At 41.7% G+C, this 16,014-nt stretch carries 6 protein-coding genes and 1 pseudogene; 6 read left to right on the top strand and 1 reads right to left on the bottom strand.

The features are described 5' to 3' along the window. Window positions 1–1,457 precede the first annotated feature (1,457 nt). The 3 genes from tusA to C3B55_RS03185 all read left to right on the top strand — a co-directional run bounded on the left by tusA (window position 1,458) and on the right by C3B55_RS03185 (window position 7,862). Window positions 1,458–1,703: a sulfurtransferase TusA gene (gene tusA, locus C3B55_RS03195; RefSeq protein ID WP_129211404.1), complete on the top strand. Its 246-nt coding sequence runs from the start codon at window positions 1,458–1,460 to the stop codon at window positions 1,701–1,703. A 759-nt stretch (window positions 1,704–2,462) separates the two neighbouring features. Further along, a complete protein-coding gene (gene pdxB, locus C3B55_RS03190; protein WP_129211913.1) occupies window positions 2,463–3,605 on the top strand; it encodes a 4-phosphoerythronate dehydrogenase PdxB in 1,143 nt (380 codons plus the stop codon). Window positions 3,606–5,942: 2,337 nt separating this feature from the next. Then, a complete protein-coding gene (locus C3B55_RS03185) occupies window positions 5,943–7,862 on the top strand; it encodes an ATP-binding cassette domain-containing protein (RefSeq protein WP_129211402.1) in 1,920 nt (639 codons plus the stop codon). A gap of 66 nt (window positions 7,863–7,928) precedes the next feature. Here C3B55_RS03185 and C3B55_RS03180 read toward each other — a convergent pair. Then, window positions 7,929–8,387: pseudogene (locus C3B55_RS03180) on the bottom strand (universal stress protein). Between the two features lie 983 nt (window positions 8,388–9,370). Here C3B55_RS03180 and fadB point away from each other — a divergent pair. The 3 genes from fadB to topA all read left to right on the top strand — a co-directional run bounded on the left by fadB (window position 9,371) and on the right by topA (window position 15,776). Next, on the top strand, window positions 9,371–11,527 hold the full coding sequence (gene fadB, locus C3B55_RS03175; RefSeq protein WP_129211400.1) for a fatty acid oxidation complex subunit alpha FadB: 2,157 nt from the start codon (window positions 9,371–9,373) through the stop codon (window positions 11,525–11,527). A gap of 20 nt (window positions 11,528–11,547) precedes the next feature. After that, the gene (fadA, locus tag C3B55_RS03170) at window positions 11,548–12,723 is read left to right on the top strand and encodes an acetyl-CoA C-acyltransferase FadA (protein ID WP_129211398.1); all 1,176 of its coding nucleotides are present in this window, start codon (window positions 11,548–11,550) and stop codon (window positions 12,721–12,723) included. Between the two features lie 431 nt (window positions 12,724–13,154). After that, entirely contained in the window at window positions 13,155–15,776 is a 2,622-nt protein-coding gene (gene topA, locus C3B55_RS03165; protein WP_129211396.1) for a type I DNA topoisomerase, read from the top strand. The last annotated feature ends 238 nt before the right edge of the window (window positions 15,777–16,014 follow it).

Genomic DNA, 16,014 nt, shown 5'->3' with positions numbered 1-16,014 from the left:
TTTCATTTATTTATTGCAGTTTCAAAAAAAGATTGAAGTTTTTACTTCTGCACACTGAAAAGTAACACTCTGCAAAAGAGCATTGGAACTGTTGATGGCGGTTTTTAGCAGGACTTATCTTGCGTTTGATATAGTATTAACGCCAGGAGTGCAATTGATTGCGCAAAGATGTTACTGTAGTTTTGGAAAATTTTTACAAGCGTAGCCGGCTATCTAATAGATAGCCGCAAGTTGACTAGCAGTACATCGAGCGCTTGCCAAAAAAAATTTTGCCGCAACAGTTTTATGTAACTTGTCATAGCCATATACTAATAGTATATAGTATTAAATACTCGTATCAGTTTAATAAAATCTTTTAAACTAAAAATAAATAAAACTTGTACTTAATTGGTCTGTATCAAAGAATACAGCAATTAATATCTGATGTACATTCAGCGTTTTGCTGAGCTGATCGTTCTAAGGTAGTAGACATGCACGAAAGTACTTATAGATCTGTTGGAAAATGACTACACCAGTTTAATCTTCGACAAGATACACAACTTTTTTAGTGTTTGGCTAGTCTTATGGCTAGATTTAGTTTTAACTAATCAACGTTAATGGAGAGTAAATTTTTAAAGTTTATAAGAAGTTTGGGGTGCGCTTGTAATCTTTGTTAGGCTCAGATAAGCCAGTAGACATGAGTAAGCCGGCACATTGTGTGAACTTCAGAAAACATAGCCTGGACGTGCTGACTGGCTACCTGCTAATTCAAGCAACTCGGTCATGCAAACGATATGGGTATTCTACGCTTGAAGCCGCCTAAACGGTGATACGATTACGTCCAGTGGTTGTATAACAACACAGCGGCTAGCGTTAGATCTAGCTGCTGGTCAACTATTATAGTATGCGATTGATTGTTAGCGACAAATATAATATGGCTATCAGCCTGATGGATGTCAGGCTTTAATACTGTACTTTATATCTGACGCTTTCACCTTTGGTACACCAAAGCATTATTCTGCGATATCGTCAAGAAAACTGTACGCAATGCAATACTTCTTAAAATCTAAACTATCTATGGCTGTTGTTGTGAAGTATTTAGTGAGCTAAAATTGTCAGTCGTGACGATTAACGCTAGCCAGCGGTATGACACAAATAAAAGGCTGGCTAGACAAATCGCATGGTGATAGTCAAAGAGCTTGACGGCATGACTCATAAGGAGCTTTTACATCAAAATTAAAGTAGCTTAGGTAAATGCAATGAGGGCAAATTCATTGTATCCACTTAAGCTAATGCATAAACGTTGTCAGTTTAATGCCTAGCCAAGATGGCTGTTTCTATTAATTTTTTGCTTAGTTTGGCACTCAGACTTCTATTGCATAACAATTTACGTTACAGCCGTGAAGAAGTGACTGCCACTTGAATCATTTGGTGTATATGAAGAGATTAAGTAACAGAGTTAGCTTCAGTGATGTATTGTGAATACTGATCTATCAGTTAATAGCATTCTTGACGCTACTGGCCTGCACTGCCCGGAACCGTTAATGATGTTGCACCAGCACATCTACGTCTTACCTGTTGGCTGCTTGCTCAAGGTAATCGCGACTGATCCGTCGACCTGTCGTGATATTCCCAAATTCTGTATGTTCCTTGACTATGAGCTAGTAGAGCAGCAGGAACAAGCCGGTACGTATCTATACTGGATTCGCAAGAAGCCTGTGTAAGTTAACTTCTTGTGTGCGTATATTTTGGCGCACGAAATATACCAGTAGTATACACGCTGCATAACTCAGGTCCATAATGAGTGCTTTCTACAATCCGAATATGTCATTTAATTAGCCAGGCTAGCCAATCAACCTCAGTACATGACTCACTAGCAGCTTGATATTAAATCAGCAAAACGAAATCAAACGCCATGATATCCAGCGTGTACCTAGATTCGCGTAATGCGCTATGACCATGACTGCGGTTTAGTTCGTAGCGCTAGAACAGTGCTGAAAACACGATCATGATCGATACCAGATATATCACTACTGGGTTAAGCTTGTAGACCAGTCGCACGATATTCATGAGACAACAACAGCAGGCTGTAGAATATACGAACATACACTAGAGCTATATTAATACTTATGCTTGTGGTCTAGATTATTACTGAAATAGTGCAGTAAGTAATACAGTTATATACATGCTGAATTAGCTCTATAATGATTAGCAGTAATACGTTGATAGGACTTAGGCAGTACTGACAAGTTTGCCGATCATTATTCATAATAATCATGCCCAGCCTTTGCCCTGCCTCAAAAGCATAGGTATGGAGAAAGGGTGACGGTAGTAATGTTCGTGTGTAGATATCTAATTAAAAAAGAAGTGCATAAAAATATAAAGTTTATGCGTTGACACAGTAGTCAGGAAAACATGTATTATCGATTTTTAAGAGCTAGTCTTAATACATGGATCATGCGAGTCCGCACAAGGAACTTGTTGTGCTAATTGTTGCTGATGAAAATATTTCGCTACTTGATGTTTTCTTTCAAGGATTTGGTGAGATTCACCGGGTGTCTGGTCGTTCTATTAACCACGCCACTGTCAAGTCGGCAGATGTACTACTAGTGCGTTCAGTAACTAATGTCGATCGCACTTTGCTTACAGGCACGAAGGTTCGTTTTGTTGGTACTTGTACTATTGGCACTGATCACCTTGATTTGGATTACTTTCAACAAGCTGGCATTGCCTGGTCCAGCGCCCCTGGCTGTAATGCACGAGGTGTAGTAGACTATGTACTGAGCAGCTTGCAGACATTGGCCGAAATCACAGGCGCCAACCTAAGTCAATGCACTTACGGTATAGTAGGGGTTGGCAAAGTAGGCGGTTTGCTGCTTAAGGTGTTTAAAGGCCTAGGCTGGAACGTATTAGCTTGCGACCCTCTGCTCCAAATTATTGCAGGCGGCGATTACGTTAATCTGACGCAAATTATTGAACAGTGCGACGTAATTAGCCTGCATACGCCGTTAACTAAATCCGGCAATAGTTCTACCTGGCACCTTTTTGACCGTCAGCGTCTCAATCAGCTCAGGCTAGGTGCCTGGCTAATCAACGCTAGCCGTGGTCAGGTAGTGGATAATGCTGCCTTGCGTGAGGTGCTGCTAAAACGCGACGACTTGCAAGTCGTACTTGACGTATGGGATGGAGAGCCAGAAGTTGATGTCGATCTGGCTGACTTGTGCGCATTAGCCACTCCGCATATTGCTGGTTCTAGTCTTGACGGTAAACAGCGTAGCACTGCAAAGATTTACCAAGCACTTTGTGTGTATCTGGGTCAAGAACCAAGTATTCAGTTAAGCGATTTCTTGCCGCAACCTTGGCTTGCTGAGGTGCATTTAGATGCATCGACTGATTTGGCGTGGGCGTTAGCTATTCTATGCCGCAGCGTCTATGATCCGCGCCGCGATGATGCGGATTTTCGCCGCAGTCTTGTGGGAACCGCAGAAACGCAGCGCAAAGCATTTGATCTACTGCGTAACAATTACCCGGAGCGCCGTGAAATTGATAGCTTGAAAGTTCATATCAATGGACAATCTACGCAGCTAATGAAGATCGTGTCAGCATTGGGCGCGATCACGGTTTAAATAGAAGCAAAAAAATTTAAAAAAATCTATTCAGACATAACCGAAGCGCTTTATTCTTGTTAGATAAGTTTGATAAAATTACTACCATAGCTGGCCAGATATAGCTGCTGGAGTTTTTTTCAATAATTTGCAGTTCATGCTATTGAACATTAGAGCACTGAGTAAAACAAAGGTATTGCGGCTAGCGAGATTTTTTAATCTTAGTTTTGCTGTCTTCTTGCAAGGTAATAGTTAGTTTTCTTATCAAGTTGTTTATCTACTCTAACTTCCATCCCGCGGAACTTAATTATATAACTCTTTATCAGGTTACTAGTTCAAATATGCAAACCAAGTAAAAAAATGAATATAAACTTTACGCTAGGCATTAAACTGACAACGTTTATGCATTAGCTTAAGTGGATACAATGAATTTGCCCTCATTGCATTTACCTAAGCTACTTTAATTTTGATGTAAAAGCTCCTTATGAGTCATGCCGTCAAGCTCTTTGACTATCACCATGCGATTTGTCTGGCCAGCCTTTTATTTGTGTCATACCGCTGGCTAGCGTTAATTGTTACAAATGGTATTATTTAGCCATTGGTGGCTAGGTATTTGCATGTTAGTTGGATTGGATCTTATGACCCAATCATTATATCCGCTTAACTATTTATCGGTTTGTTATAATGTTAATTATAAACCTAACAGCTGTTACTTTGTTCGCAGTTTTACCTGGTGTTGTAGATTTTTAAATAGATAGCAGTTAGTATTTGTCGATAAGGCTTAAATAATTTAATTTGCTTGTATTCAGGTTTTTATGAGAACAATTGAAGCTCAGAAGTCTAGCTACTGCTGGTTATTGAACCAGCCTCATTTGTAACCATCGATTGGTGTATCGTTGTTGCTTTGCCTGCGCAATTTTTTAATAATGATTGGTAGCGTCTCGTGCTGCTGTTTATGACTAAACTAAAATCCATCAGTATCTCGGTGAACTTGCTGTCGTTGATTATTACTAGTTCAAATTTTGATTTTCATTACAGCGTACAATAGCCGATTGTGCCAAGCTAAGAACAGTATCGCCGATGGTTAGCTATGTTGCATTTAGAAACTCTTCTAATAGAATCAAACCATATAAATCTACAACTATCAGATGTGCGATGAACATCGCTTTGAGGTGAATGCAGCATAGATGTTTGCTACGGCGTGCAAACGTATTAGGCGGTATAACTAGCTAGTTATGCTAAAATTTAGGTTAGTTAATGCCGTAGTAATGTTAGCTGGTGATATAGATGTTAGTAGATGCATTTCCGTATTAATTTAGCTATGGACATTTTACAGCCTGATTGTGGCTAGCGTTATAGGTGCTTTGTGCATAGCACTCGGTTAGCCTTAGTGCACGGCTTGTGATGCCGGTTCAGTTATCACGACTAGTTAACAGCTATACATGGAGGTCAAAATCTTTCTTTTGACCCTTTTGGTAGGATAGCTAAGCTAGCGATGTGATAAACTTGATTATCACTTCAGGTGAAATTAAAATTTCAGTTTACTAGTGCCCTCCTAGCGCCAGTAAACTGATTATTTTGACCTGTTGCTTCGTTAATTTCATCCACAACATCGTTACACGCTATTGGTGTACCTATTAAGCATGGCCATATGGCCATGTGGGCACTAAAGTTCACTAAAGCTAAGGATTGATAAAATTTGTATTAAACTTTTTGACATACGCTTAGTTGCTAGCTTTAGTGTCAAGCTCTAAGTGCAGTTAGAAAGTTTTGTTCAGTAATTGAGCTGCTATCAGCCTACTGATTAAAGACAAAATTGAGTGCAGCGTCGTAGTATTTCTTAAAAGTACTGCCTGCCAGCGCAATCAATACAGTTTGATCTAGCTAGATTATAGCAAAGCACTACTTTTTACGAGATGCTGTTCAATTTTCTTGTTGTTTGAAAATTTCAGGCATACGGTCAATTCATCGTAAACCAAAGAGCTTAATTATAATGCATGCGGGTGGTATGCACCCATGTCGTCTTTGACGAGTACGCGCTTAGATTTCTCAATAATAATATTGATTGCTGGTGTTGAGATCTACGGCTTATAAGTATTTAATGGTGGTGGAAAGAACAAGATGTAGACAAGATAATAGAGTTAAACGGTAGTTGCTTATTATATATACATGCAAAAAATCATAACTAACACCAACCAGGTTAGTGTTGACATTAACGCTGGCTTAACTATGTTATTTATTAGTTAGCTATTGTAAGTTGGTTGCAAATGTTCTGCAGAGCGTGTCTATAGTTCAACGCTAGTCGTATCCTACCTTCAAGTTCACGTAAAATATATACCAAGTTTTTTGGAGGAGCGTATGGCTCTGCTTAAGTTTAGTGATGTGTCTCTTGCTTTTGGTTCAACGCCTTTACTAGATAAAGTGTCTTGGCATATTACTCGTGGTGAGCGAGTTTGTATTATCGGTCGTAACGGTACTGGTAAGTCCAGCATTATAAAACTTGTAAAAAATAATCAGCGGCCAGACAATGGCTGTGTCTGGCTCGCTCCAGGTCTCAAGATCGGTGAATTGCCGCAAGAATTGCCTATGGTTGACGGACAGACAGTGTTCGATGTAGTAGCTGATGGCTTGGCTGATGTTGGCGAGCTGTTAATTTCATACCGTTATCTGACGCAGCACTGCGTCACCGAAAAAGACCTTGACAAGCTGATGCGCATACAGCAGGATCTTGAAGCCCGTGACGGTTGGCGTTTGCAGCAAGTGATCGACAGCACTCTGAGCCGCCTGCAACTACCAGCCAATAAAACTTTTGCCGAATTATCTGGTGGGTGGCGCCGTCGTGCGCTGCTTGCCCAGGCACTAGTTTCAGAGCCTGACCTGCTGTTACTTGACGAACCGACTAACCACCTTGATATTGGTGCGATTGTTTGGCTCGAAGAAGCACTTAAAAATTTTCATGGCGCTGTGTTATTTATCACGCATGACCGATCATTTTTGCAAAATCTAGCTACGCGTATTCTCGAACTTGACCAAGGTAGTCTAACCGACTGGCATGGCGATTATGCTAGCTTCCTAGTACATAAAGAGGCTATGATGGCGGCTGACGAAACCGCCAAGGTGTTATTCGATAAAAAGTTAGCACAGGAAGAAGTTTGGATCCGCCAGGGAATTAAAGCGCGCCGCACCCGTAACGAAGGCCGTGTTCGTGCCTTGAAAAACCTGCGTGTTGAGTACAGTAAACGTCGCGAGCGCCCAGGTAAAGTCAATATCCATCTAGAGACCGCCGATAAGTCTGGCAAGCAGGTGATGATGTTGGAGAACGTTAGCTTTCATTACCCGAACGGCCCTTTCTTGATTAAGAACTTCTCAATGACTCTTCAGCGTGGTGCTCGTATCGGTTTATTGGGTGCCAATGGTACTGGTAAAACCACCTTGCTTAAGCTAATGCTCGATAGCCTGCAACCTACTACTGGTACTGTTGAAGAAGGTACACACATAGAAGTGGCTTACTTCGACCAGTTGCGCCATCAGTTAGACTTAGAAAAAAACGTGATCGAGAACGTCGCTGAAGGCCGTAGCTTCATTGAAATTAATGGCCAGAGTCATCACGTGTTGAGCTATTTAGGTGACTTTTTATTTAGCCCGCAGCGTGCACGTACACTAGTTAAAGCCTTATCTGGTGGTGAGCGTGCGCGCCTTCTGCTAGCTAAGTTGTTTAGTAAACCAGCAAACTTACTGATACTTGATGAGCCGACTAATGACCTTGACTTGGAAACCCTAGAGCTGTTGGAAGAGGTCTTGCTAACTTTTAACGGTACCGTACTGATAGTTAGCCATGACCGAGTATTCTTAAATAATGTTGTCACTAGCACTATAGTTTTTGAAGGTCAAGGTAAAGTTCGTGAGTACTTTGGTGGTTACCAGGACTGGCTGCGCCAAGGCGGTTTGCCAGGTCTGCTAGGTGTGACCGCAAGTAAGCCTAGCAAGGCTAGTCTTGCTTCGGCGCAGGTTGTACCAGCTTCTACAGCTACGCTGACAGCAAAATCTGTACCAGTTGGTAAGAAGAGGCTTAGCTATAAGTTGCATCGCGAGTTAGAAGTCTTACCGGGTAATATCCTTGCTAAGGAACAGCAGATTGCCGCAGTAGAAGCAAGAATGATTGATGCTGGTTTTTACCTACGTCCAGCGCTAGAAATAGCTAAGGTAGTCGCTTCACTAAAGGTGTTAAACCAGGAACTCGAAGTGTTGTTTAAGCGTTGGGTTGAGCTAGATATTTGAGTGATTTAAGGATATAAAAAATATTTGGTCATTGTATTAAATTCGATTCAAAATATGAAAGCTATATTAGATCTTTATTAATCTAGAATGTTTTTCTAGCTTCACCGCTAGTACATAGCAAGGTGCATCGTATAATACATCATTGGTAGTAGAGCCCAGTAGCAGTGTTAGACCATAGCGACCATGACTACCGACCACGATTAGATTGCAATGCTGTTCTTTGGTAAAATAGTTAATTTCTTGTCGGAGACTGGCCATAAGTTAAATAGAGGTTTTCCTTGGTTACTTCCGGGTATTTGCAGATCAACCTATTTGGCTACTCTTTAGCCTGTTCAAACTGTTGCTGTTGTAATTGGGATATATTCATGTGTACGTCACTACTAAGCACCATGGGTCATGGGTTTTACGATATGCACCAATGACAGGCCTGGTTCGCTGGCTACCATGAAAACTCGTGCAAGTCTGATCATTGAATTACAGATCTGTAGCTAGATCTGTGGCGACTAAAATATGTTTATAAGACATCAAGAGATACTCCTACAGGATATTGCAATGCGTTCAGTGTTATTAGTTTAAAATGGATGGTATTGCCGCATAAGGTTAAGTGCATGCACAAAAATATTCCAGAGTATATATAATGATAATACTAAGTTAGATAGTGGTATTAATCTTACTATTAGTGTGCTGAGTTCTCCGGCATTGTTATGCCTATTACGTTATCAGAACTAACACATAAATGTGCTTATGGATTTTAGCGACGCATCTTGACTGGATGTAGTTAGCGCATCAGAAGTAGTTGGTAATTGCTCAAGTAGGTGTTACTAAATTGCTTACACGTTAAATATTGTCTGCAATGGCGCATCAGTTTGGTTAGCCTTTTAAATTACTGGTAGTATGGAGCCAAGCGTGTAGGTAGATCTGTAATATAGTGTGCGTTAATGAATAGTTATTGTACTATTTCGTGATTCTATCGGTAACTTTGTCTTAGTAAGGCCGGCAAGTAAATAATCTTTCTTGCATTTTAGTAAAATAGCTAGGTAAATATATATGCTGAAGGAGATTAGTATCTTGCTGGAGTTAGCTAAGTAAACTAAGAATTTTATATTCCTCGAAGTGAATATTTATCCAGATGCGTTGCGTTTGCCGATATGCTAGTAGAATACCTTATTCTATATAATCTTTTCCTGCATCCTTTCTTGTTAATTGAATCAAGATTTAAATCTTGATAAAGTGTAGGTTTAATGATTTTGTAATCACAAAAAATTATATTTTTTTTCGAGTAATTGACAATTGTGTTTAATTAGATAAAAATTTACCAAAATCAAAAGAGTGTATGAATAAGGTGTTTTTGTATTAGTATTAGACGGCTCACACAGAATTCTAACTATTATATTTAACGTGTCTGCCTTACAGATCTGCATGAGTAGTGACGCACTATCAATAGCCAAGAATAAGCCAGCGCCCAGTTTGTACTTTTTAGTTAGCTTCCATATTGTGGAGATATGTTGATGATTTACGAAGGTAAAGCCATCACGGTTAAAACTCTTGAAAGTGGTGTAGTAGAACTAAAGTTTGACCTCAAAGGCGAATCAGTTAATAAGTTCAACAGTCTGACTATTAATGAATTGCGTCAGGCTATAGATATTATTAAAGCAGATGCTTCAGTCAGAGGTGTGATTGTGTCTAGCGGTAAAGACGTGTTTGTCGTAGGTGCTGACATCACTGCATTTACCAGTAACTTTAAGCTGCCATATGCAGAACTTAAGGCTGACTACCTATACGCCAATAAGATTTTTAGCGATTTTGAAGACCTCAAGATGCCAACTGTTGCTGCTATCAATGGTACCGCGTTAGGCGGTGGTCTAGAAATATGCTTAGCTGCAGACTTTCGTGTCATGTCAGCCACTGCTAAAATTGGCCTGCCTGAAGTCAAGCTGGGTATACATCCAGGTTTCGGCGGCACTGTGCGCCTGCCGCGCTTAATTGGCGCCGATAACGCGATGGCATGGATTACCACAGGTAAAGAAAATAGTGCTATAGACGCACTAAAAATGGGTGCTGTTGACTCTGTGGTTGTTCCAGACAAACTAGCCAATGCTGCATTAAACCTGATTAAGAGCGCTATTAACGGTGAATTTGACTATAAGGCCAAGCGTCAGCCGAAGCTTGAAAAACTTAAGCTTAACGCTATTGAACAAATGATGTCGTTTGAAACTACTAAAGGTTTTATAGTGGGCAAAATAGGTACGAATTACCCTGCGCCAATTGAAGTAATCAAGACTATCCAAAAATCCGCTAATTGTGGCCGCGATAAAGCTTTAGAAGTGGAATCTGCCGGCTTCATCAAACTATCAAAAACCTTTGTTGCTCAAAGCCTAATAGGTTTATTTCTGAACGACCAGACACTCAAGAAAAAAATCAAAGTTTATAATAAAACTGCTAAAGATGTAAATCTGGCCGCTATACTAGGCGCTGGTATTATGGGTGGCGGTATTGCTTATCAGTCGGCGTCTAAAGGTACGCCCATACTGATAAAAGACATCAATCAACGTAGCATTGAACACAGCCTGGCAGTGGCCTCTAAGTTGTTAGTGAATTGCGTTAATCAAGGTCATATGACTGCTTCAAAAATGGCTGAAGTACTTAATAATATTCGTCCTACGTTGTCTTATGGCGATTTTGGTCATGTAGACCTAGTGGTCGAAGCTATTGTTGAGCACCTACAGGTCAAGCAAGACGTACTGATAGAAGTAGAAGCTCAGGTGAAGGATGACACTATCTTGGCTTCGAATACCTCGACTATTTCTATTTCGCTACTAGCCAAGGCTCTTAGGCGTCCAGAAAACTTTGTTGGTATGCACTTTTTTAATCCGGTGCACATGATGCCGTTAGTAGAAGTGATTCGTGGCGAGAAGTCTAGCAAACTAGCTATTGCAACCACTGTTGCTTACGCTAAAAAAATGGGCAAGAGCCCAATTGTGGTCAATGACTGTCCAGGTTTTCTAGTCAACCGCATACTTTTCTCGTACTTTGGAGGTTTTGCTAAGCTTGTTAGTGCTGGTGTAGACTTTGTGCGTATCGATAGTATCATGGAAAAGTTTGGTTGGCCGATGGGCCCAGCATATCTTATGGATGTAGTGGGCATTGATACTTGTTATCATAGCCAACACATCATGGCTAAGAGCCTTTCAAGCCGCACAAAAGACGGCCGCCGATCGGCGATCGACGTTCTCTATGAAGCTAAGCGTTTAGGTCAGAAGAATAGTAAGGGCTTCTACGCCTACGAAGCTGATAAGAAAAATAAACAAAAGAAAGTATCCGATTTATCTGTGTATGAATTACTTGCGACAATCATTTACGAACAGTGTGAGGTATCTGATGATAATGTTATTAACTGGATGATGATTCCTTTATGCTTGGAAACTGTGCGTTGCTTAGAAGACGGTATTGTTGAAACGGCCGCAGAAGCTGATATGGGTCTAATATACGGTATCGGTTTCCCTTCATTTCGTGGTGGTGCATTACGTTATATCGACTCGATTGGTGTGGCTAAATTCGTTGCCCTAGCTGATCAATATGCTAATTTAGGCCAGCTGTACCACCCGACTGCTAAATTGCGTGAAATGGCTGAAAACGGCCAGAGCTTTTTTGGTTCAGCGCTTTGATGACTAGAGCGAGAATGTTGATGAGCTTTAATCCAAAACATGCGGTGATTATTGACTTCGGTCGCACGCCGATGGGCCGCTCTAATGGCGGCATGCACCGCAACACTCGTGCAGAAGACATGTCAGCACACTTGATTAGCAAACTATTAGAACGCAATGTTAAGGTCGACCCAAACGAAATTGAAGACGTAATCTGGGGTTGTGCCAACCAGACTCTGGAGCAGGGTTGGAACATTGCTCGCATTGCGTCCTTAATGACGAAGATCCCTCATACTGCAGCTGGCCAGACCATCAACCGTCTATGTGGCTCGTCAATGAGTGCGTTACACGCTGCTGCACAAGCGATTATGACCGGTAACGGTAACGTATTTGTAGTTGGCGGCGTAGAACATATGGGCCATGTTAGCATGACGCACGGCGTTGACTACAATCCATATATGTCACTTTACGTAGCAAAAGCTTCGAGTCAAATGGGCTTGACTGCAGAAATTCTTGGTAAGATACACGGTATTACCCGCGAAGCACAAGATGCCTTTGGTCTGCGTTCTCACCAATTAGCTTACAATGCAACTATGAGTGGCAAGTTTAAAAATGAAATTATCCCGATAAATGGTTGTGATGAGAATGGTTTTCTAAAATTATTTGATAATGATGAAACTATTTGGCCTGATGCTACCATGGAACGAATGGCAGCCTTGAAACCTGTTTTTGATTCAAAGAATGGCACCATAACTTCTGGCACTTCGTCGCAAATTGCTGATGGCGCTTCATGCATGATCGTGATGTCGGCACAGCGCGCTAAGGACTTAGGTATCCAGCCGATGGCGGTGATTCGTTCTATGGCTGTGGCCGGTGTAGATCCGGCAATTATGGGCTATGGTCCAGTACCAGCTACACAACAAGCCTTGAAGCGAGCTGGTTTGACTATTTCCGATATTGATTTCTTTGAACTCAATGAAGCTTTCGCTGCACAGGCACTGCCGGTTCTGAAAGATTTAAGGGTGCTTGATAAAATGAATGAGAAAGTCAACGTGCACGGTGGTGCAATTGCCTTGGGTCATCCATTCGGTTGTTCTGGTGCGCGTATCTCCGGCACATTGCTTAATGTGTTGAAGCAAAATAGCGGCAATCTTGGGGTTGCCACCATGTGCATTGGTCTCGGTCAAGGCATTTCTACTGTCTTCGAATGCATTTAAGTGCTAGTTGGACGAAAAGCCGGGGCCTTTAGGTGCCCCGGCTTTTATTTTGTAAAGTTTGTAGAATTTGTTTTTTATAACATCTGAAGGGTCCATAATATAAAAGCCTAACTAATTTATCTGTCGACACTTATCAGGAAGTAGCGCTAAATTTTCATACAGCGCAGCGTTTTGATAGTAAAAAGTACTCTGTTACTAGATGCGGTATGAAAATAGAGCTTTTGAGTACGCATTTTAAGCATGTTCATGCATTTCGATACAGTTCACAGTAAGTAAATCCTGCGCTGTGCTGTGGTTCAAGCGCTGAATCAGGTTTTTTTATTGGATAAATAATATTGCAGACTGTGTAAAGCGCTGCATTTGACCTCACCTTGTGGCCGCGATGGATGCTAACTGCCTTTCACTTCTCGAATTCAGGAATTTTCTGATCTATGGGCAAATCGCTGGTTATTGTGGAATCCCCCGCTAAAGCTAAGACTATCAATAAGTATTTGGGTAATAAGTACGTAGTGAAGTCTAGTATCGGTCATATCCGAGATTTGCCCACCAGTGGTTCGATTTGCGCTAGCAAGGACCCAGCTGTTCAGCATACCCAGGTAACTGCAGGCATGGGTCCGGTGCTGACCTCTAAAGAGAAAGCGTATAAGCAGCTGGTTTTACGTATGGGCGTAGACCCTGAACATGGCTGGAAGGCCAAGTACAGAATCCTACCTGGTAAGGAAAGAGTCATCGAAGAGCTACGCCGACTTGCTAAAGATGCTGATATTATTTATCTTGCGACGGACTTAGACCGTGAAGGGGAAGCTATTGCCTGGCACCTACGAGAAACTATAGGTGGTGATAATAGTCGCTATAAGCGTGTTGTGTTTAACGAAATCACTAAAAAAGCGATCCAGGTAGCCTTCTCTAAGCCTAGCAAGTTAGATATCAAACGTGTTAACGCCCAACAGGCACGCCGCTTTCTTGACAGGGTAGTAGGTTATATGGTTTCGCCATTGCTTTGGGCAAAAATTGCCCGTGGTTTGTCAGCTGGCCGCGTACAGTCAGTAGCAGTCAAGCTGGTAGTGGAACGTGAACGTGAGATCCGTGCGTTCAATCCTAAAGAATACTGGGAAGTTCAGGTTGATTTAGGTGTAGCCAATGGTATTAACGTGCGTTTTGAAGTTATCCGTGAGCAAGATGAGATTTTTAAGCCGCTAAACGAAACCCAAACCATGGTTGCGTTAGAAAAGCTTAAGGCATCCAGGTATAGTATCGTTAATCGTGAAGACAAACTAACCAGTAGCAAGCCACCAGCACCGTTTATCACTTCTACACTGCAACAAGCTGCTAGTAATCGCCTTGGCTTCAATGTGAATAAGACTATGATACTGGCGCAACGTCTGTATGAGGCCGGCTACATTACTTATATGCGTACTGACTCCACGAATTTATCAGAAGATGCAGTGGCTATGGCACGCGCTTATATTCAAGGTGAGTTCGGCAAAAAGTATTTGCCTGAGAAACCAAATGTCTATAGCTGCCAAGAAGGTGCGAAGGAAGCTCACGAAGCGATTCGTCCTTCTAACACAAATACTAAACCAAGTAAACTAAACGGTATAGAGCGCGATGCCGAGCGTCTTTACGAGCTGATTTGGCGTCAGCTGCTAGCTTGCCAAATGCTGCCCGCGCAATATCTGTCTACTACTATCAGTGTAAGCGCAGGCGACTTTGAGTTGCGCGCCAAAAGCCGTCTTCTTAGGTTTGATGGCTATATACGCATGATGCCGCAAATCTCTAAATTAAGCGATAACGATATACTGCCAAACATGGCTCATGGCGATACGTTGAAGCTGATCAAGCTTAATCCTTTACAGCATTTTACTAAGCCGCTTGCACGTTATTCTGAAGCTAGCCTAGTAAAAGAGATGGAAAAACGCGGTATAGGTCGTCCTTCAACTTACGCTGTGATTATCTCAACTATTCAGGACCGTGGTTATGTAGCACTGCATAACCGTCGTTTTTACTCGGAAAAGATAGGCGATATTGTGACTGAACGCCTATCAGAGAGCTTCTCTAATTTGATGGACTATGGCTTTACTGCTGGTATGGAAGAAAATCTTGATGATGTGGCTCATGGCTGGCGTGACTGGAAAAGCGTGTTAGACGAGTTTTATAGCGATTTTAAGAAAAAGCTCGAAATAGCTAAAAGCACCGAGAATGGTATGCGCGTTAATCAACCAGTGATGACTGATATACCGTGCCTTGCATGCAGACGTTCAATGCAGATTCGTATTGCATCTACTGGTGTCTTTCTTAGTTGTTCCGGTTATAATCTGCCATCGAACAAGCGCTGCAAGGCCACTGTCAATCTGGTGCCTGGTGATGAAATTGCAGCTGACGATGAGGGTGAATCAGAGTCGCTAGTGCTACGTAGAAAGCACCGTTGCCATATCTGTAGTACAGCAATGGACGCTTACTTGCTCAATGAAAAGCACCAAATGCATATTTGTGGTAACAATCCGGATTGTGATGGTTATGAGATTGAAGAGGGCAGCTACCGCATCAAGGGTTATAAAGGTTCGAGTCTGATATGTGACAAATGCGGAAGCGAGATGCAGTTAAAGACCGGCCGTTTCGGTAAGTTCTTCGGTTGCACTAATCTAATATGCAAGAATACTCGTAAACTGCTGAAAAGCGGTAGTGCGGCACCATCAAAGATGTATCCAGTTAAAATGCCTGAACTCAAGTGTGAGAAAGTTAAAGATATCTACATCCTGCGTGATGGCGCTTCTGGTTTATTTTTAGCGGCTAGTCAGTTCCCTAAAAACCGTGAAACCCGTGCACCGTTAGTGCTAGAAATCGCACCGCACAAAGATGAGATTGACCCAAAGTATCACTTCTTGTGTGAAGCGCCGAAGAGGGATCCTGATGGTCGTCCGGTTGTGATTCGCTATAGCCGCAAAACTAAAGAACAGTATGTGCAGACTGAAGTAGATGGTAAGCCTTCAGGTTGGAAAGCGTTCTACGACGGTGACAAGTGGGAAATTAAAGACAAACGACCTGGCGTTTAATTGACTGATCTATAAAAAATACATCATAGCTTATACTGGCTGTATCTTTTTATGCCTATTTCGTTATGTAAACTGTCGTTATAGCTAACGAAGTCTATATCTAGTGCCAATCGAAAATTAGTTTTTAAGTTGACTACTTAAGGAGCGTTCAGTTGTACTATACAGGTAATGAAATAAATACTATCACTGCTGATCTAGACCTGATTGTTGCTCTGATCCATAGCTGGAGCTTATATAG

The sequence above is a fragment of the Candidatus Pseudomonas adelgestsugas genome, assembly GCF_004124255.1.
Lineage (GTDB): Bacteria > Pseudomonadota > Gammaproteobacteria > Pseudomonadales > Pseudomonadaceae > Aquipseudomonas > Aquipseudomonas adelgestsugas.
This window is presented reverse-complemented; position numbering and strand designations above follow the sequence as displayed.

Excerpts from the sequence above, each read along its gene's own strand:
- C3B55_RS03185 (WP_129211402.1), top strand. The coding sequence starts at position 5,943 with ATGGCTCTGCTTAAGTTTAGTGATGTGTCTCTTGCTTTTGGTTCAACG.
- fadB (WP_129211400.1), top strand. The coding sequence starts at position 9,371 with ATGATTTACGAAGGTAAAGCCATCACGGTTAAAACTCTTGAAAGTGGT.
- fadA (WP_129211398.1), top strand. The coding sequence starts at position 11,548 with ATGAGCTTTAATCCAAAACATGCGGTGATTATTGACTTCGGTCGCACG.
- topA (WP_129211396.1), top strand. The coding sequence starts at position 13,155 with ATGGGCAAATCGCTGGTTATTGTGGAATCCCCCGCTAAAGCTAAGACT.